Origin of the sequence: Luteolibacter luteus, from assembly GCF_012913485.1 — a bacterium.
GTDB classification, from domain to species: Bacteria; Verrucomicrobiota; Verrucomicrobiia; order Verrucomicrobiales; family Akkermansiaceae; genus Haloferula; species Haloferula lutea.
Window position 1 is genome coordinate 6,363,783 of the sequence record NZ_CP051774.1, and the last position, 18,228, is coordinate 6,382,010.

An 18,228-nucleotide genomic window follows, 5' to 3' on the forward strand; every position below is an offset into this window, starting at 1 on the left:
CATGACCCCATTTGCTAAAGCCGCACTCTGCCATCAGGGCCTTCGTTCCGCGTGGAGCTTCGCGGAGATCGTGGAGGCGCATGCGCAATCGGGATACGTGGTGGTGACGCCGGAGATCTGTTTGCTCTTCCGGGCGGTGCGGAGGGATTGGAGCGAGGCGGAGCTTTGCGATCCCCTTTTATATTCGCCGGAGCCGGATTGCTGGCATGTGTGGTTGCTGGCCGGGGACTACCGGCAGGCGATGCGGTGGATGCCCTTTCCGCTGCCATGGGTGAGCTTTCACCGGCGGGGAAAGTGGCGGGTGATGGAGATGGAAGAGGTGGAGTTGTTGGTGGGTTCACGGCCTCGCAGGAGCAGTCAGGGAAGAATGTAGCGGCGCTCTATGAGCGTCGGTGGATGGCGGCACGGGCCGCATCCTTGTGCGTTCATCCCATGCTCCGCAGGAGCGGTCAGGATAAAATGTAGCGGCGCTCTATGAGCGTCGGACTTTGGCGGCATGGGGCGCATCCTTGTGCATGGCTATCCGGACTCCGCAGGAGCGGTCAGGGAGAAATGTAGCGGCTCTCTATGAGCGTCGCACTTTGGCGGCACGGGCCGCATCGATGGATCAGCGAGTCCCTAACAAGTTGCCGCCGATCCGGTCTGCTTGCCCGGAGGGCAAATAGCCAATAGCCGGTGGTCGAGCGCAGCGAAAACCACCGGTTGGGCGAGAGGTGACATCGAACCCCGGCAGGGGTTCCAGCGCGCGGGAAGTCACCTCAAGATTTCCCCTTGGCAGCTACCAGGGCGGCTTGGGCACCACGGTTTCCGCGGAGTTCATCCGCCGTCGGGGCACATCGCTGGAACCCCTACCGGGGTTCAATTTCCGTACGATGGCCTACCGGTGGTTTTCGCTGCGCTCGACCACCGGCTATTGGCTGCGGCCCCTCCGGGGCATGGAAGGCGGGCATGGAATTTGCGGCGCGCATTATCGGACCATTCGCGGACAAGCGGGGGCGCTTGTCCCTGCCTTTGAAGGGCGGATTGATGATCGATCGATGCGGCCCATGCCGCGATAGTCCGACGCTCATAGAGCGCCGCTACATTTCTCCCTGACCGCTCCGGCGGAGCATGATGCGAAAATCCATCGATGCGGCCCATGCCGCGATAGTCCGACGCTCATAGAGCGCCGCTACATTTTATCCTGACCGCTCCGGCGGAGCATCTCGCGGAGTGCGAGAAAACTTGCGGGGCAGCCGGGGATTCCCGCAAGCTTGCGACCATGCGGTCCTTTCGGCATTCGCGCTTGTATCCGCTCGGCCTGGCCGGGCTGGCGGTGCTGACGGGGATGTGGCTCACCTCGATCGGCAGGACGACCTCGGTGACCCTGGATGGGAATGACGCGTGGATCTACGCCACGAATAGTAACGGGGCATTGTACTTCGAGGCCGTGTACCAACCGCCGCCGCATGCGATCGGGCCGTGGAACTTCGACTTCGGCCATGCACGCGATCCCGCACCGGAGCTGCCGGTGCCGGAATTCAGCTATGAGAAGCCCGGCGCGGAATCCGACCAGCATGCCGTGATGATCCTGCTGCCCTATTGGCTTTTGATGATCGCGTGGATCCTCGTGTGGGTGGTGGTGCTCACCTGGTGGATGCGCCGCAAGCGAGGCCTGGCCAGGATGCGGGCCCGCGGATGAATGGCGGGAGCCGCGCTCCCCGCTTCCCGCTTTGTCTTCACCTTATCTTCCCTTTTTCCGGCGGAGCGGATAGAGATCGGCAAATGACGCCGCGGCCGCTGTATCGCTCGCTGACCTTCTGGTCGGGCATCTTCCTGATGAGCTTCATCGCGTGGGCGTGGTGGAAGTCGCTAGTGACCGAGTTTTCCTATAACAGTCCGCGTATGGAGCTGCAGAATTACGCGGGATACCTGTCCGTGAGCTGGCTCCAGCCCCGCGTGATCTCTCATCACATTGTGAGCGCACCCGGCTTGATGATGATCATCCGGCAAGACTTCCGCATCCATCCCATGCCATCGCCAGCCTTCCTGCATGGGCAGGACAAGCCGGGATTTCCGATCGTATCACTGGGCCAGCAACTGGCGGAGGAGGACAAGCCGTATTTCCACGCGACCCTGCAAGAAGCATGGGCCCACCAGCGCCGCGGGAATTTCCTGCTGCTGCTTCCCCATTGGCTGCTGCTGCTCGCTGCCGGGGTGACGTGGTCCGGGCTGCTGGTGTGGCGCGCGCGGCGGCATCGTGGTGCGGGAAGAGCGATTCTAACAGAAGCGTCATGAAGCCGCGGCCGCTGTATCGCTCGATCCTCTTTGGGTCAGGCATCTTCATCATCGGCTTCATCGTGTGGGCGTGGTGGGATTCATCGACGATGGCAAGCGGGTTCCATGTGCAGCGGTATACCGCGATGAACCGGGAGGGCTTCATCGGAGTGATGGCCGGTGAGAAGAACTCACGCATGGCAAAGACAGGCTTTCGCAGCGAGCTGGATCCGGCGACGCGGGTCGCGGGTTTTCCCATCCGGCGGCTCGCCTTTGTCCGCGGCGAGGCCCAACCGATGGGCCATGACCTGATCCAGAATCTTCCGAAGACAGAGCAGGACAAGCTCATCCGCTCGCTGAAGCGCTTCAAGGTGGAAGCGTGGATGATCTTCATTCCTCACTGGCTGCTGATCCTCGCGGTAGCGGGGACGTGGGCCGGGGTGATGGCATGGCAGGGTCGGAGGATTGAGGAGGGGCTAAAGGGGTCATCGATGGGCGGATGATGCCGCGCTCCCGGGGGGGAAGAGGCTTGTGGAGGGCTCTACCTCGATCTCACCGGGACTTGACGCCACGAGATTCTCCCCGCTCCATAATCGGCGAGACGATGTCTCCCCCGCCCCGGGAACTTATGTGCCTTTCATGAATCCGAAGCCGCTCCATCGCTCCATCACCTTCTGGTCCGGCATCTTCGTGATGGGCTTCATTACGTGGGCATGGTGGGATTCCGGGAAGTTCCAAAGCACGCTGACTTGGCAGCGTTTCAAGGTTCTCCACCTGGAGGGCTATCTGGGGATCACGATCTCACCGCCCACAAAAGCGCAGCCCTTCGAGTTTCATCGCAAGGCGCCTTTGGCATCGGATGCCCGCGCGTTTCACCTCGCTCGGCCAGCCTTCGCGCGAAGTGGCAATCCTCGCCCGAAGACCAGGGAGACCTTCCCCGACGGACTCACCACCACACAGGTCATCTCGCTCTGGGGTTGCAAGGCCAGCCCACCCGGGTGGTCCATCATCTTCATCCCCCACTGGCTGATCCTGCTGCTGGCCGATCTGCCTTGGCTCGGCTTTCTCACCCTGCGGGCGATGCGGCATGTCCGCGCAAGGAGATCCATTCTATCAGAAACATGAATCCGAAGCCGCTCCATCGCTCCATCACCTTCTGGTCCGGCATCTTCGTGATGGGCTTCATTACGTGGGCGTGGAGGGATTCATCGATGATGACGAGCGGGACCCATGTCGGACGAGTCGCAGGAATGAATTGCGAGGGCTTTGTCGGAATCCGGTGGTTCCAGAAAGACACATTCTTTGCACAGGCTTCCTTTCGCAGGCCGCTGAGGTCGGCCACCCGAACCCCAAGCTTTCCGATAGCCCGTATTGCCTTGGTCCGCGGCCAAGGGCTCCCTGTCGATAAGCACCCAAGCAAGCGCATCCCGGGATTGAGCGAGCAGAACAGGATCATTGGCGAGATGAGCTACCTCCGCAGCGAAAATTGGATCATCTTCATTCCCCACTGGCTGCTGATCCTCGCGGTAGCGGGGACGTGGGCCGGGGTGATGGCATGGCGGCGTCGGAGGATTGAGAAGGGGCTGAAGGGGTCATCGATGGGTGGATGATGCCGGGCTCTTCCCCGGGAGCGCGGAGGCTCCGCCCCGCAGAGTGGTCCCTAGAAGAGGATCGTTCTCCCGTGCTCAACGGAGAAAGGCCATCGCCTTGCTGCAGATCTATAAGTCAGCACTTTCGACCTGTTCTGCCCTTATCGACGAACCACTCTAAGGACCACTCTGCGGGGCGGAGCGGTCCTTGAGGCGCATCGTTCTCCCGTGATCAACGGAGAAAGGCCATCGCCTTGCTGCAGATCGATCTACAAGGCGGCTTTAAAGGGGGCGCTCTTTGGCGCTTGCTATCCTTGTCGATAAACAGCCCTCAAGGACCGCTCTGCGGGGCGGAGCCTCCGCGCTCCCGGGGGGAAGAGCCTTGTGGAGGGCTTTGCCTCGATCTCACCGGGACTTGACGCCACGAGATTCTCCCCGCTCCATGATCGGCGAAACGATGTCTCCCCCGCCCCGGGAACTTATGTGCCTTTCATGAATCCGAAGCCGCTCCCCCGCTCCATCACCTTCTGGTCCGGCATCTTCGTGATGCTTTTTATCACCTGGGCATGGTGGGATTCGTTCCAGAACTACTCGGTCGCCTACGTGCGCGATCGCATCGAGGTGCAGTCCACGCAAGGGATGATGGTCTTCGGAGAGGCCGATCAGATCGATCCGATGGGTGGCAAGCGGGTGAAGCGGACAAGCAAGCTCCCCACGAAGGTCTTTCCGGAGCCGGTATTCCTCAGGGGTGGTGGAGAGACCTTGGAGGACGAGGCGCAGTACCGGAAATGGGATGAGGAGATGAGAGCCGCACCGGATCAAATCGTCCGGGCCCGGCTCGATATGAAGACCTTTCCGCGCGATCAGGTAAGGCTGATGCTTCCCTACTGGCTATTCGTGCTCGCCGTGGCGCTGCCGTGGTGCGGGCTGCTGATGCTGCGCGCGCGGAGGATCCGGAAGGCGGCAAGCCGGGGTCTAACAGAACCATGAAGCCGCGGCCCATCCATCGCTCGCCTGTCTTCTGGCTCGGACTGCCGGGGCTGCTCTTTATCCTGTGGACCTGGCATGATTCACTGACCCGTGAGGCGGGCATCTTTCGATCGGCATGGCTGGAAGGTCCGGTTCACTCCGTCGGCGTGATGGATACGATCTGCTACCGGTCGGCGGGATTCCATGCGATCTATCACGTCATCGATCCCGGTCCGGGCGAGAGTGTCCGGCATTACCCGATCGAGATGTGGCGGGATGATCTGCTGCCGGGATTGCTGGCCGAGCGGGCTTCCCCGCTTCTCGCCTGGAAGACGCCGGACCCCGTTTTTGCCAATCCCCGCATCTTCATCCGCGGAGTCATCATCCCTCACTGGCTGGCGCTGGTACTCTATGGCGTGGCATGGGGCGGGGTCATCGGCTGGAGGCAAGTGCGCATCCGGCGGGCGGAATCCGCCACGGGCTCCGCAGGAGCGGTCCGAGAGGGAATGTAGCGGCGCTCTATGAGCGTCGCACTTTGGCGGCACGGGCTGCATCGGGGGATCATGGATTCGTCATTCTAAGGTAGGGAACAAGTGCACCACTTGTCCGCGAGCGGTCCGAGGACGCGCTCCGCACATTCCACGCCCCGGAGGGGCCACAGCCAATAGCCGGTGGTCGAGCGCAGCGAAAACCACCGGTTCCGCCGGTGGAGGTATTGAACCCCGGCAGGGGTTCCGGCGCGCGGGAAGTCGTCTCGATGTCCCCTCCGCGGTTACCGAGGAATTCCTTGGGCAACACGGATTCCACGCATTCACTTCGCCGTCGGGGCGCATCGCTGGAACCCCATCCGGGGTTCAATTTCATGCGTGGGCCTACCGGTGGTTTTCGCTGCGCTCGACCACCGGCTATTGGCTATTTGCCCTCCGGGCAATCAGGCCGGGTCAGCTGGAGTCTCCGGGCATGCAGCCGATAGCTGGACCCTCCGGGCAATGAGATCGGACCAGCTGGAGATTGTTAGAGAATCGATGATCCCCCGATGCGGCTGATGCCGCGATAGTCCGACGCTCATAGAGCGCCGCTACATTTTCTTTTGGACCGCTCCGGAGGAGCGCGGTGGGTGGATCCCCGATGCGGCTGATGCCGCGAGTTTGCGACGGCCATAGACCGACGCTACATTTTCTTTCGGACTGCTCCTGCGGAGCCTCGGGGGACAGGCTTGGCGAGTTATGGGAAGGAGGACTTGCGCTGTTACTGATTTTCTTCCATCCGCCGCAGGGATCGACTAGAGATGATCCATTGAAGCCAGCTCCTCTCCATCGCTCGCTGACCTTCTGCTCGGGGATCTTCGTGATGATCTTCATCGTGTGGTCCTGGCGGGACTCCATGACGGCGACCACCTATGCCTTCGTGAGTCCTTACTCGGTGCTCAGCGAGTGTGGCGCGCTCTCCGTTTGCCGGGGCGTGCCGACCGGCACCCAGGCGATGGGGAGGGATGCCACCGCGCTGGCCGGCGGATTGGTGGCCGTGGCTTGTCCCCCACCCGCCTTTCGCCGCGGGTCCGGGGAATACGGGACCATTCTCCCGCAGCCGGGCGAGCCTCATCACGTGTGGGCGCTGGATGTAATGAAGATGGCACCTACGAACTGCTGGCTGCTGATGATCCCGCACTGGCTGCTGCTACTGGCGGTGACCATGGTGTGGGCACCCGCCCTGATCCTGCGGCAGCGGAGAACCGGCCGCGCGCTGCGAGTGAGCGAGATGCTTCCGAAAGAAAATACAGCTACTTCTCCACCCACCACTCCAACTGCCGTTCGTAGGCGATGGCTTCTTCGATCCGCTTGCGGGCGGGCTCGGGGAGATCGGGGCGCTCCTTCAGCTTGAGCAGCGCGGGCAGGCTGACAGGGGTGGTGGCGGCGACGGTCCTCAACACATCATCGTCTTCCTCCCCTTCATAAAGCGCGAGCATGGCATCGACGGTGGCCGCATCCCTCAGACCACCGCGGAAGATCATCGAGTTGTAGAGCTCCTGCTTTTTCCCTGCGGGCATGTCCCACTCCTCCAGCCAGCGGGCGGCCTTTTCCGGCTCCGCCTGAAGCCAGGCGACCATGGCAATACTACGTTCATAGGAGACCTCCGGCGAGATCCCATCCAGCCACGCGAGGCCTGCTTCCCGATCCTCCAGTATCCAGCGGGCCGCGACGAGACCCGCGATCCTGGATCGCTCGGAGCTCGCTTCCGGGAAAGCCTCCGCCAGGCGCGCACTGACAGCGGGCCAATCCGACCCGGCAGCAAGTCCGGCGATGCAGCCATTGACGGATTGCCAGGAGTAGGGTGACTCGGTTTTCACCATGGTGGCCACCGTGTCGAAAACCTCATCCGGATGGCTCGCGGTGATGTCTTTGACAAGCTCCTCCAAGCCCTCGATCTCGCCGTAGCTGGCCCCATGGCTCGGATCTGTTAGAGCGTCGAGCACGCGGAGCGGGTCCTTCCGCGCGATGCCAGTGAGCACGGTGCCCGCGGCGCGGCGATCATCCTCTTTCAGGCGGCTGAGGAAGAGCTCCCATGCGGCATCCGGATCGAGCCGGGTGTAGCGCTCCCACAGGGCGCGATGAAGAAACCGGGGACGACCGTGATGCCCGGTGTCATCACCCCTGTTGGTGTAGGGAATCGCCCGATCCGCCTCCTCCACCATTTCGCGAAGCGCCGCGAAGCTGAGGGCAGAGACCAGGGCATCGAAGCGGGCAAGCATGTCCTCCTTGTCCGGCACGGGGCTGTAGTCTCGCAGCCATGACTTGATCTGCGCGATGCGTGCGGCATCGCTTTCACCGGAGAGGTCGTGGCGGCCGCGCCGCGGATCGGACGCATTTGCCGTCCGCGGTCCCTTGGCAGAGGCATGCTTGCCGGACTGTAGATCCGGATCGGAAGACCCGCGCTCCCGGGAGGCCAATCCCGCGATCAGCAGCAAGACGGCCACGCCCGCTCCGGAAAGGAGCAAGCGCCGTTGCAGGATCACTGGGGATTTCACGGCTGGCGTGATATCAGGCCCGTCCCCTCTCCGGCGAGGGTGAAATGAGGGCGTGCCGGGGACTGCAAGCCACCACCCCGCGACGCGCAGACCGATTCGCGATGCTCCCTCCACCCCCATCGCCGAAGGATTCTTTTGACGCGCCGATCCTCTATCTCCATCGTGCCGTGAAGATGAAGCATCGTGCGGTGATCCAGACAGTCCTGGCCCTTTGCGCGCTCTCCCCGCTGGGGGCGATTCTGCTGCTGCAGCGGAGGGAAAGCCTGAAGCCGATGCCGCTCACCTGGCCGCAGTGGGAGATGGGCAATCAAGTCATCGATCCCCTGGCGATCTCCGCCGCCCTCGCCTACGTGGGTTCCGCGTGGTTCTTCGAGCGGATGGTGTGGGCCGCGCCCGCCCTGCGCGGCTTCCAGCTGGTCTGGGTGTCTCTCTTTGCCGGCGGCATCACCCTCTTCATCATGGGCCAGCTCATCCCCGGCTTTGCAGGCATCGTCGGGCTGGCCTTGATTGGAAAGGCATTCGAGTCTCGGCGGGATGAGAGCAAGAAACGGCAAAGTGGCGGGTGAGTCGTGAGCATCAGAAAGGCAGGATGATGAAGTGGCGCTGGTATCGCTCCGTGATCTTTTGGGCGGGGATCTTCGTGATGGCCTCTCTCACGTGGGCGTGGCGGGATTCGGTGAAGATCCCGCGGTCCCTGGAATGGGGCCGCTGGGAGATCGACCACTGGGCCTCCGGACTGGCGATCAGCAAGCCACCGAAGCCGCCGCAGAAGTTCCGCTTCGACCGGACATTCTGGGATCCGAATATCTTCAATGGCTCGATGCCGCCCGAGCAGATCCTTAGCGATGCGGGCCCGCGTTCGCTCGAGAAGATGCGCTGGGCGAAGCCGGGCTTCTGCAGTTATCCGGAGATCCCGGTGGACGACTCGAGATGGCCGCCACCCAAGGCGATGAAGGCGGGAGAGGATCTCGGCTTTCGCCAGATCCTCATGGTCCGCTGGGGCCAGCGTCTTGCAACCGGTCCCGCCGGCAACACCGGAGTCATCCCTGGTGGCTGGCTCCTCTTCCTGCCCTACTGGCTCTTGATCGCAGCCTTCGCGGCCCTGTGGTTCCTGGTGCTGCTGTGGAGATCGAAGAGAAAGACGCAGGGATAGATGCGGCCACTCAAGAGGTAGGCCCTCCTCCTCCGGCGCGGACGGCGCATGCGGGCCGCGGCGCAAGACCATCTAACAAAAAAAACTCCATGAAACCGAAACCCCTCCATCGCTCGATCACCTTCTGGTCCGGCATCCTCGTGATGATCTTCATCGCTTGGGTGTGGGTGGATTCATCCCGCTTCGCATCGGATGCCTACCGTCATCCCTACCGGATCGGGACTGTGCGGGGGATCGTGTACCTCCACCGGGAGAGTGCCGTCAGGATCACGCCACCCGCGACGATGGCCCGGCACCGGCTTGGCCCAGGGGCCATCGAGTTCCATGTATTCCCGCCGCCGCTTTTCGCCCGCGGGAAGCAAAGGACGATCCCCGACACTCCGCCCGAGGCCGACATCGTGGAGCAGGTGAAGCGGGAGATCGCGACCTCGCCACCAGATGCGTGGGTCGTCGTCATTCCCCACTGGCTCCTCTTGCTCGCCGCCATCACGGTGTGGCTCGCCGGACTCGTCTGGCGGGACCGGCGGCAAGTGCGGGCGGGGCGATCGGCTCCGGAGGAGCGGTCCGAAAGAGAATGTAGCGGCGCTCTATGAGCGTCGGTGACTGGCGGCATGGGCCGCATCGATCGATCATCGATCCGCCCTTCAAAGGTAGGGACAAGCGCCCTCGCTTGTCCGTGGATGGGTCCTTGTTGTTAGGCCACATCTTCCATGCCCCGGAGGGGCAACCGCCAATAGCCGGTGGTCGAGCGCAGCGAAAACCACCGGTGGGTCCACGCATGAAATTGAACCCCGAATGGGGTTCCAGAGATGTGCCCCGACGACGAAGTGAATGCGTGGAATCCGTGATGCCCAAGGAATTCCCCGGTAACCGCGGAGGGGACATCGAGACGACTTCCCGCGCGCCGGAACCCCTGCCGGGGTTCAATACCTCTACCGGCGTAACCGGTGGTTTTCGCTGCGCTCGACCACCGGCTATTGGCTGTGGCCCCTCCGGGGCATGGAAGGCGGGCATGGAATGTGCGGCGCGCGTCCTCGGACCATTCGCGGACAAGCGGGGCGCTTGTCCCTACCTTTGAAGGACGGATTGATGATCGATCGATGCGGCCCGTGCCGCGATAGTCCGACGCTCATAGAGCGCCGCTACATTTCCTTTCGGACCGCTCCTGCGGAGCATGGGATGAACGCACAAGGATACGGCCCGCGCCGCCAATCACCGACGGCCATAGAGCGCCGCTACATTTTTTGTGAGGACGCTCCCTGCGGAGCGTGAAGCAAAAGTACGAGCTTGGCAGTAGAAGCGTGCCTCGCCGTCGTGGGATGCTGTGGCGAAATTATGGTAAGCCAACCTGACGTCCCGCCGCCATCGAATCCAGCACCGGCCCCGGCGCCTCGCGCGAGCGATGCGGCACTGGGAGCGGCGAAGCTTGAGGAGGACCTGAGAAGGAAGCGCCGCTCGGTGGCTTCATCATTCCTCGCGGGCGAGACGGGATCGACGGCGGGCGGATCTTCCGCGGGGGTGCCGCAGGGGAAGCCATTCCTGGGCTAAGCCAATAAACCAGCAGCGAACAAACCACGACGATGATGACGGGAGAAGAGGTGCTAAAAATCCGGGACCAGCTGAAGACGCTGCGGGCGCCGATGGAAAGCCATTGGGACCAGCTGGCGGAAATCTTCACGCCCTTCCAGCGGATCAATCCGGAGATGCCGGCGGTGCTGGATGCAGATGCGATGTTTGACAGCACGCCACGCCAGGCGGCGCATACCTTTGCCAATGGCCTGTGCTCGCTGATCACGCCGCGGGAGGAGCAGTGGTTCGAATTCTCGCCACCGAAGGAACTCGAGAAGGATGACGAGGCGATCCGCTGGTACCGGGAATGCAGCGAGACGGCGCTGGGCTACATCGAGAGCTCGAACTTCTACGAGGAGATGCAGCAGGCGCTCTTCGAGTCGCCGGTCTTCGGGACTTGCTCGCTCTACTGCGGGGACCTGGACGAGCGGGGCGAGCTGTGTTTCCTGAACCAGACGATCGGGACCTACTACATCGCGGAGGACGCGAAGGGCCGGGTAAACGTGCATGTACGGGAACTCCAGTACACGGCACAGCAGGCGGCGGATGAATTCGGCAAGGACGCGCTGCCGCGGAAGATCGCGGAGAAGGCGGGCCGGCCGGAGGGGCTGGTGGAGAAGTTCGAATTCGTCCACCTGGTGTGCAAGCGGCATGATCCGGCACCGCGGGATTCGTCCGAGGCGGTGAAGAGGCCATGGGTGGACATCGTGGTGGCCTGCGAGGGGAAATCTGTGGTGCGGCGCAGCGGGCTGAATGACTTCAGCTTCGCGTGCCACCGTTTCTCGAAGCACGCGAACTGCGTGTGGGGATTCGGCCCGGGATCGATGGCGAAGGGGGATTCGCGCCAGCTGTCTTTCCTGAATGAGCTGGCGGATCTGGGCACGGAGAAATCGGTCTTTCCTCCGATCCTGGCACCGGCCTCGATGGAAGGAGAGATCGCGCAGGGTGCGCTGGAGGTAACTTACTTCGATGAGAATTCGGCGGGCGCGGCGGGGAACATCCGGGCGCTGCATGAGCAGGGGCGCTATGATATTTTGAAGGATCGCCTGCAGGACAAGAAGACGATGGTGCAGGAGGCCTTCTTCCTGGATCTCTTCAAGATGTTCAGCATGCGCGCGCGGGATCGCTCGCCGCTGACGGCGACGGAGGCGAATTACATCGCGGGTGAGAAGCTGACGCAATTCTCCCCGGTGTATGGCCGGATCATGAATGAGATGATCGACGTGGTGCTGGCGCGGGTGTTCTCGGTGCTGGCGCGTGCGGGGAAATTCTCCCCTGCCCCGGCGGCGGTGGAAGCGGCGCTGGAGGGCGGACGGATCCGGTACAAGAACAAGATCGCGCTGGCGATGCAGGCGAAGGAGAACGGCGCGCTGACGGAGCTCTTCCAAGTGCTGATGCCGGTGCTGCAGTCCTTCCCGCAGCTGGGCCAAGTACTATTTAATGCGTACAAGCCGGAGGTGCTGATCCGGGATCTGATCCGGAACAGCGGTCAGCCGGAGCGATGGATCGCGAGCCTGAAGGAGATGCAGAAGAAGACGGAGGCGCAGGCTCAGGCGATGCTGGCGCAAGCGGAAGCTCAGGCACAGCCGCAGATGGTGAGGGGCGCTTGAGTTCAGCAAAGGCAGGGAGAATTTTATGAGAACCTTGGCAGAGAGACAGGCGGTGCAGCGGGCGCGGACGGAGGAGATCCGGAAGCGGGATGATGAGGATATGCTGGCGGTGGCGCGGCTTTTCTCAACGGAGGAGGGCCGCTATGTGCTGGAGCTGCTGATGCGCAGATTCGGCGTGCTGGGATCGAGGTTCGAGGTGAATGCGAAGGGTGTGCTGGATCCGGTGCGCGCGGGGATCCGGGACGGGCAGACAGCGGTGCCGCTTTTCATCATCCAGTGTCTGAAGAAGGCTGGGGAGAGTTCGGTGACGTTTCCAATCTGAAGATCTATGAAGAAGGTGGCGAAGAAGATCGCGGGGAAGAAGGTGGCGGCGGCGGGGCCAGGTGCGAAGGACAATGCGCCTGAACCGCCGTGTCCGGAGATGGATCCGCGGGCGGGCGACAAGACGCCGGAGGTGGTGGCCTGGTATTTCCGGCATCGGCCGGAGGAGGCGGAGGCCCGCTATAAGGGGCGGGTCTTCGGGAAGTCCGGGCTGTGATGGTTTTTCTACTAGATTTCTAATACTTTAACTTATTTCGATCGATATGTCCGAGATCCAGGATTCGGGGGTCAGTGCAGGGGCGGCGGTTTCCACGGTGGTGCCGGAGGCGGGCGGGAGTGCGGGAGCGCCCCCTGCCCTGCCGGCTTCCCCGGCGGGCTTTTTCCGGGATGAGTATGCGACGGAGGGTCGCTTCCGGGAGGGCTGGGCGGAGAAGTTCTCCGAGCTGGGGCTGCATCGCCTGGCGAGCAAGGCGGCGACGGCGAAGGATGAGGCGACGCTCTTCCGGATGCTGGACGATACGATCGGCCATGCAAGCAAGCGGGCGATGACGCGCCCGGGTGAACGGGCGAGCGAGCAGGAGCTCGCGGAGTATCGCCGGGCGACGGGTGCGCCGGAGGCCTCGGACGGGTATGCATTCCTTTCCGAAGGACTGCCGGAGGGGGCGACGCGGGACGAGCTGATGGCGGGCAAGGTGGAGTCGCTGCTTCACAAGCACCATGCGCCGCGGGAGCTGGCGGGCGAGCTGGCATCGCTATACATGGAAGCGGTGGGCGGCATGCAGCAGCGGGGCGCGCAGGTGATGGAGGCGCGGATCGCGGAGCGGGAGGCGGGCACGACGGAACTACTACGGGAGCAGTACGGTGAGGACTTCGAGCGGATGAATGCGGCGACGAAGGAATTCCTGGCATCGCACGATGTGGACGTGTCGGACCCGCTGATGCGGTATGCGTTGCTGCATCCGCAGCTGGCGCGGATCGTGAATGAGGCGCGGCTGGCGGGGAAAGAGCGTGGCCTGCCGGGTGTGGGCCGCGGGATTTTCAGCGGGAGCGGATCGCCGCGGGAGCAGGCGCAGAAGATCATGCGGGAGGATCCGCAGTGGCGGAAGAATCCGGCGAAGTTCGAGCGGGTGCGGGAGTTGTATGCGAGGGGGTGAAGGGGAAGGAGCGGGTGGCGCAAGAATCTGCGCTCCCGGGAAAGCGCGCTGGCACTTCTGCGCCCGCTTGTATTAACTTCGCCGCCATGAAGTGGCGATGGTACCGGTCTCTGATCTTCTGGGCGGGCTTGCTGGTGATGGGATTCCTCACCTGGGCCTGGTGGGATTCTTGCCGGATGTTTACCGGGATGGCCAAGAGGGACTGGGCGGTCTCCAACAGGGATGCGGGCGTGCTCGTCACGATGAAGGGTCCTGAGGCGAGCCCGAGGCTGATGACGGACCGGGTGCACGGGAGATCGATGCATGGGGCTCTGGATTTCCCCCTCCCCTTCATCTTGCGGGGCGGGGTCGCCATGGAAGCGAGCGATCCATCGGTGCCGGCAAAGGCGGGCAAGGACCGCCAAGCGATGAAGAGGCACTGGCAGAGGACGATGGCCGTGATGCCGCGCGGGATGGTGGCTTGCTTCGTGCCGTATTGGCTGATGATGGCGGTGGTGATGGTGGTCTGGCTGGGCTTGCTGAAGTGGAGGGCTGGAAGATCGGCCCGGAGAGCTTGATGCTAGCTTCCGCTGCGGATGACGTGTTAGGACGATGCGGTGAAGTGGCGGTGGTATCGTTCCCTGATCCTGTGGGCGGGCCTGCTGGTGATGGGATTCATCAGCTGGGCTTGGTGGGATTCGTGCCATAGCTCCTCGGAGGCGATGAAGAACGAGTGGTATGTGGGAAGCCATGAGTCCGGGATCACCTTCGGCCGGTCCGGGGGCACGAGGAGATCGGCCTTGGAATGGACGCGGTATGGATCGCCCGCACGCTACCACGCGCTCCATCCATCGCTGCCCTTTGTCGGCCGCGGACGGGAGGACGATTCCCACGAGGCCTCCATGGCGGCCCGGGATGCGCCGGACCGGAAGACCTACTATCACTACCGGTGGGCGGGAATGTCGAAGGAGACGGTGTGGCTTTATATCCCGTACTGGCTGATCATGGCGGTGGCAGGCGCGGCATGGGTGCTGTGCCTGGCGTGGCGATGGCGAAGTGCCACTGCCGATGCAGGATCAAGTGCGAAGGATCCCGCCGAACAGATGTAGCGCTTCGCGTGCAGCTTGTATTAACCTCGCATCGTGAAGTGGCGGTGGCATCGGTCCCTGATTTTCTGGTCCGGCTTGCTGGTGATGGGATTCATCAACTGGGCGTGGTGGGATTCGTGCCGGATGATCACGGGGATCGGCGGACATGGCTGGACGATGGCGAGCGCGGATGCGGGACTGCTGGTTTCAAAGGTCGATCCTCTGGAAGCTCCGGGCTTCGGGGCGAATCGAGAGAAGAGCGAGTCGCTGACCAAGGCGTGGGACTTGTCGCTGCCTTTCATCGTGGAAGGCGGCGGTGCCGAGCCGATGAAGCAGCCGGCATGGGTGGAGGAGCCGCGGGGCCCGGGCCAAAGCCTGGAGTCGAGGTGGGAAGAGATCATGGCGATCGCCCCGGCAGGAATGATGACGGCGTATGTGCCGTATTGGCTGGTGATGATCTCCGTGGCCCTGCTGTGGCTTTCCGGGCTCGCATGGCGGTGGAAGAGCGCGCTGCGTGACACGCGGTGATTCCCGGGAGCGCGGAGGCTCCGCCCCGCAGAGTGGTTCTTTGATGTCCCTGCCAGGGACAAGGGATGGATGAGCTGTAGAACGCCGCTTTGAAAATCCTCACAGGTCGCAGCGGATTGGCCGGGAAACACGAGATAACGGAGATGTCCAAGAACTGCATTTGCGGGGCAGAGCCTCCGCGCTCCCGGGGATGCCCGCTGCGTGATGTGCCTGCCAGGGATGAGGGATGGATGAGCTGTAGAACGTCGCTTTGAAAATCCTCGCAGGTCGCAGCGGATTGGCCGGGAGACAGGAGAGAACGGAGATGTCCAAGAACTGCTTCTGCGGGGCAGAGCCTCCGCGCTCCCGGGGATGCCCGCTGCGTGATGTCCCTGCTAGGGATGAGGGATGGAGGAGCTGTAGAATGCCGCCTTGAAAATCCTCGCAGGTCGCAGCGGATTGGCCAGGAGACACGAGAGAACGGAGATGTCCAAGAACTGCTTCTGCGGGGCGGAGCCTCCGCGCTCGCGGGGAAATGGCGTGCGCAGATGAATGATGGGAGGGGGCATCTTGCATGATGACGGGGAACTCGCGACTGCGAGCCGGGGCTGCCGATGACTGGTTCTTAGCATCTATCACGAGATGAGTCGATGCGGCACGCGCCCTGCAAAAGAGTGCGGCATGATCAATAGCGACGAACAGATCCAGACGGGAACGGTGCCAAACGAACATCCGGAGGCGAAGGATCATGGCACCAGCCATGTGGTGCGGAAGGAAGGCCTGGGCGGTGCCGTGGGGACTTCCGTGGGAACGGTGACGGGCGCTGCGGCGGGTGCCGCGGTGGGTGCCTTCGCCGGCCCGGCAGGCATGGCCGTGGGTGCCTTGGTCGGCGCAGGCCTCGGGGCCGTCGGCGGAAAGCTGGCGGGCGATCCGGTGAATGATGAGCTGGAGAAGAAGGTAGATCCGGAAGGTCCGCGTGGTGAGTCCGGCTCCGGCGGTGGATCGAATGAGGTGTAGGAGCGGAGAGCCGAGAGCGAAGAGCTTGGAGCAAAGAGTTGGATGAAGGGCGGGGCGATCCCCTGCCCTTTTTCGTGTACGAGTGCGGAGGGCGGAGGCCGGTGATTTTGTTACTAGGTTGGCAGTAGAAGATGACCGGGGCATCGGGCAGGATGCGGATGTCGCTTGGACGATGGTGAACCCGTTGATCGGGCCCGGAGGATGGGTGGCGGATTTCCCGAGGGTCCGATGATGAGTCGGCATCCGGAGGCGACCCCGCGGGGCGGGTCAATCGCGGGAGTTCTCATTCACGCAATCAACGAACGATTCATTCCTTTTTACTTTTATGGCCTTTGACTCTTCCGTCCCGGACGGATTTCCGAACCAATATGATGACGAGTGGCGCATCGAAATGCAGCAGCTCGATAGCCGGCTGGCGCCGTATGTGGATACCTTTCCGCTGAATGCCGAGGGCAAGCGCTTCCAGCGCCTGCCGAAGGTGGCGGCCCGGCAGATCACCACGCGGCACGGCGACACCAATCCCGATGACATCGATGCGGAGTACCGCTGGTGCTATGTGAACTTCAAGGACAGCGCTCACATCCTGGACGAGCTGGAGGTGAAGCAGCTGGGCTCGGTGGGCTCCCCGCACGTGCAGATCATGAAGCTGCAGAAGGCGGCGGCGCGACGCGACCAGGACAAGACGCTGATCGATGGCATCCGCGGCACGGTGCAGTCCGGCAAGACCGGATCGACCCCGATCACCTTCGGCAGCGAGTGCGCGAGCATCGCGGTGAACTACGTGGACTCGGGCGGCGCGGTGAATTCGGGGATGACCTTCTCGAAGCTGCTGGAGGTATCGACGCGTTTCGGCCTGGCCGATGTGGGCGGGCAGGATGTGGAGAATACCTTCGCGGGCTGCGTGATCCTGACGCACCGCCAGATCAAGGACCTGCTGCGCGAGGAGAAGATGACGAGCGCGGACTACGGGCTGCAGCGTCTTCTCACCGGCCAGGTGGTGGGCTTCGCCGGGCTGGCGATCAAGGCGGTGACGCCGGACTTGCTGCCGCACAATCCGGCGACGGACGTGCGCTCCTGCTATGCCTTCGCCCGTGAGGCGGTGGCCTTTGGCATCGCGATGGACCCGTATGCGCGGGTGGATGTGCTGCCGCAGAAGTCGCACGCCGTGCAGCTGCGCAGCGTGTGGGGATGGGGTTGCACGCGCCTGGATGGCGACGGGGTGATCGAGATCCTCTGCGATGAGAGCCCGTGATGCGCGGAGGTAGCGAGTAGCGATGAGAATCTAACAACGACAATCTGACATTATGGCAAAGACTCTTCAATCGGTGCAGTATGCGGCGCAGCTGGCAGCGGCGCTGGATTTCAGCGACCGGATCAATGACAAGCGGCAGGTCTCCGGGGAGGTGCAGTATTCCTTCCTGGATGTGGCGCCGACGGTGGACAATGCGGCGACCGATGTGATCGACCTGCTGCGCCTGCCCGACGGGGCGATCGTGATTCCGGAGCTGAGCAAGGTGATCGTGACGGATGACATGTCGAGCGGTGCGGTGGCTTTCCACATCGGCGACGTGCTGGACGCGGACCGCTATGCGGTGGCGATCAACTGTGCCTCGGTGGGCACGGTGGAATTCCTCTCGGGGGTGCTGCCGGATGGCTACACGAACCGGCACAAGGTGGTGGATACCGGGGCGGCGGCGAGTTCGACGAACCTGGTGAAGCTGACGCTGGCGACGTATGGCGCGACGGTGGAGCCCGGGGCATTCCGCGTCTTGCTGGCGTGGAAGTCGCTCTGATGGGGAAGCTTGGCGGTTAGGTAGGGACAAGCGCCCCCGCTTGTCCGGAACTCACGGAGCGGGGCGCCTCGGATGATGCGTCCCCTCCCTGAAGCCACGACATAGAACGCGGAACCCGGGGTGAATGGAGAACAGAAGAAGCAACGCCGCATGGGCCGCTCCGAATTGGACTCCGGGTCCCGCGTTCTGTGGCGTGAC

At 63.1% G+C, this 18,228-nt stretch carries 23 protein-coding genes; 22 read left to right on the forward strand and 1 reads right to left on the reverse strand.

Features of this window, described 5'->3' with window-relative positions; genetic code table 11:
- Position 1 precedes the first annotated feature (1 nt).
- The 9 genes from HHL09_RS26125 (at position 2) to HHL09_RS26165 (ending at position 6,695) form a co-directional block, all read left to right on the forward strand.
- Entirely contained in the window at positions 2-373 is a 372-nt protein-coding gene (locus tag HHL09_RS26125; protein ID WP_169457594.1) for a hypothetical protein, read from the forward strand.
- Positions 374-1,261: 888 nt separating this feature from the next.
- On the forward strand, positions 1,262-1,681 hold the full coding sequence (locus HHL09_RS26130) for a hypothetical protein (protein ID WP_169457595.1): 420 nt from the start codon (positions 1,262-1,264) through the stop codon (positions 1,679-1,681).
- Positions 1,682-1,764: 83 nt separating this feature from the next.
- A complete protein-coding gene (locus HHL09_RS26135; RefSeq protein ID WP_169457596.1) occupies positions 1,765-2,277 on the forward strand; it encodes a hypothetical protein in 513 nt (170 codons plus the stop codon).
- A complete protein-coding gene (locus tag HHL09_RS26140) occupies positions 2,274-2,759 on the forward strand; it encodes a hypothetical protein (RefSeq protein WP_169457597.1) in 486 nt (161 codons plus the stop codon). The genes HHL09_RS26135 and HHL09_RS26140 overlap by 4 nt, the downstream gene beginning before the upstream one ends.
- 136 nt (positions 2,760-2,895) lie before the next feature.
- Positions 2,896-3,381 (forward strand): hypothetical protein, encoded by a 486-nt coding sequence (locus HHL09_RS26145; RefSeq protein WP_169457598.1) that lies wholly within the window; start codon positions 2,896-2,898, stop codon positions 3,379-3,381.
- On the forward strand, positions 3,378-3,866 hold the full coding sequence (locus HHL09_RS26150) for a hypothetical protein (protein WP_169457599.1): 489 nt from the start codon (positions 3,378-3,380) through the stop codon (positions 3,864-3,866). Before HHL09_RS26145 ends, HHL09_RS26150 begins: the two co-directional genes overlap by 4 nt.
- 471 nt (positions 3,867-4,337) lie before the next feature.
- Positions 4,338-4,835: a hypothetical protein gene (locus HHL09_RS26155; RefSeq protein ID WP_169457600.1), complete on the forward strand. Its 498-nt coding sequence runs from the start codon at positions 4,338-4,340 to the stop codon at positions 4,833-4,835.
- Entirely contained in the window at positions 4,832-5,326 is a 495-nt protein-coding gene (locus HHL09_RS26160) for a hypothetical protein (RefSeq protein WP_169457601.1), read from the forward strand. The genes HHL09_RS26155 and HHL09_RS26160 overlap by 4 nt, the downstream gene beginning before the upstream one ends.
- Positions 5,327-6,110: 784 nt before the next feature.
- The gene (locus tag HHL09_RS26165; protein WP_169457602.1) at positions 6,111-6,695 is read left to right on the forward strand and encodes a hypothetical protein; all 585 of its coding nucleotides are present in this window, start codon (positions 6,111-6,113) and stop codon (positions 6,693-6,695) included.
- Here the strand turns inward: HHL09_RS26165 and HHL09_RS26170 are convergent.
- Positions 6,595-7,839 (reverse strand): hypothetical protein, encoded by a 1,245-nt coding sequence (locus HHL09_RS26170; RefSeq protein ID WP_169457603.1) that lies wholly within the window; start codon positions 7,837-7,839, stop codon positions 6,595-6,597. The genes HHL09_RS26165 and HHL09_RS26170 overlap by 101 nt on opposite strands.
- A gap of 101 nt (positions 7,840-7,940) precedes the next feature.
- Between HHL09_RS26170 and HHL09_RS26175 the strand changes: the two genes are divergently transcribed.
- From HHL09_RS26175 to HHL09_RS26235, 13 genes are all read left to right on the forward strand, one after another.
- Positions 7,941-8,405, forward strand: coding sequence for a hypothetical protein (locus tag HHL09_RS26175; protein ID WP_169457604.1), 465 nt, complete (start codon positions 7,941-7,943; stop codon positions 8,403-8,405).
- Between the two features lie 23 nt (positions 8,406-8,428).
- The gene (locus HHL09_RS26180) at positions 8,429-8,992 is read left to right on the forward strand and encodes a hypothetical protein (protein WP_169457605.1); all 564 of its coding nucleotides are present in this window, start codon (positions 8,429-8,431) and stop codon (positions 8,990-8,992) included.
- An 89-nt stretch (positions 8,993-9,081) separates the two neighbouring features.
- A complete protein-coding gene (locus HHL09_RS26185) occupies positions 9,082-9,585 on the forward strand; it encodes a hypothetical protein (protein ID WP_169457606.1) in 504 nt (167 codons plus the stop codon).
- A 987-nt stretch (positions 9,586-10,572) separates the two neighbouring features.
- Positions 10,573-12,171 carry a portal protein gene (locus HHL09_RS26190; protein ID WP_169457607.1) on the forward strand — a complete coding sequence of 533 codons (1,599 nt, stop codon included), beginning with the start codon at positions 10,573-10,575 and terminating at the stop codon, positions 12,169-12,171.
- Positions 12,172-12,196: 25 nt separating this feature from the next.
- The gene (locus HHL09_RS26195) at positions 12,197-12,493 is read left to right on the forward strand and encodes a Bbp19 family protein (RefSeq protein WP_169457608.1); all 297 of its coding nucleotides are present in this window, start codon (positions 12,197-12,199) and stop codon (positions 12,491-12,493) included.
- Between the two features lie 6 nt (positions 12,494-12,499).
- Positions 12,500-12,709, forward strand: a complete 210-nt coding sequence (locus tag HHL09_RS26200) for a hypothetical protein (RefSeq protein WP_169457609.1) — start codon at positions 12,500-12,502, stop codon at positions 12,707-12,709.
- Positions 12,710-12,755: 46 nt separating this feature from the next.
- Positions 12,756-13,646, forward strand: coding sequence for a hypothetical protein (locus HHL09_RS26205; protein ID WP_169457610.1), 891 nt, complete (start codon positions 12,756-12,758; stop codon positions 13,644-13,646).
- Positions 13,647-13,732: 86 nt separating this feature from the next.
- Positions 13,733-14,203 (forward strand): hypothetical protein, encoded by a 471-nt coding sequence (locus HHL09_RS26210; protein ID WP_169457611.1) that lies wholly within the window; start codon positions 13,733-13,735, stop codon positions 14,201-14,203.
- A 39-nt stretch (positions 14,204-14,242) separates the two neighbouring features.
- The gene (locus tag HHL09_RS26215) at positions 14,243-14,734 is read left to right on the forward strand and encodes a hypothetical protein (protein ID WP_169457612.1); all 492 of its coding nucleotides are present in this window, start codon (positions 14,243-14,245) and stop codon (positions 14,732-14,734) included.
- 33 nt (positions 14,735-14,767) lie between these two features.
- Positions 14,768-15,241, forward strand: coding sequence for a hypothetical protein (locus tag HHL09_RS26220; RefSeq protein ID WP_169457613.1), 474 nt, complete (start codon positions 14,768-14,770; stop codon positions 15,239-15,241).
- A 660-nt stretch (positions 15,242-15,901) separates the two neighbouring features.
- Positions 15,902-16,237 carry a hypothetical protein gene (locus HHL09_RS26225; protein WP_169457614.1) on the forward strand — a complete coding sequence of 112 codons (336 nt, stop codon included), beginning with the start codon at positions 15,902-15,904 and terminating at the stop codon, positions 16,235-16,237.
- 325 nt (positions 16,238-16,562) lie between these two features.
- Entirely contained in the window at positions 16,563-17,489 is a 927-nt protein-coding gene (locus tag HHL09_RS26230; RefSeq protein WP_169457615.1) for a phage capsid protein, read from the forward strand.
- 52 nt (positions 17,490-17,541) lie between these two features.
- On the forward strand, positions 17,542-18,030 hold the full coding sequence (locus HHL09_RS26235) for a hypothetical protein (protein WP_169457616.1): 489 nt from the start codon (positions 17,542-17,544) through the stop codon (positions 18,028-18,030).
- The last annotated feature ends 198 nt before the right edge of the window (positions 18,031-18,228 follow it).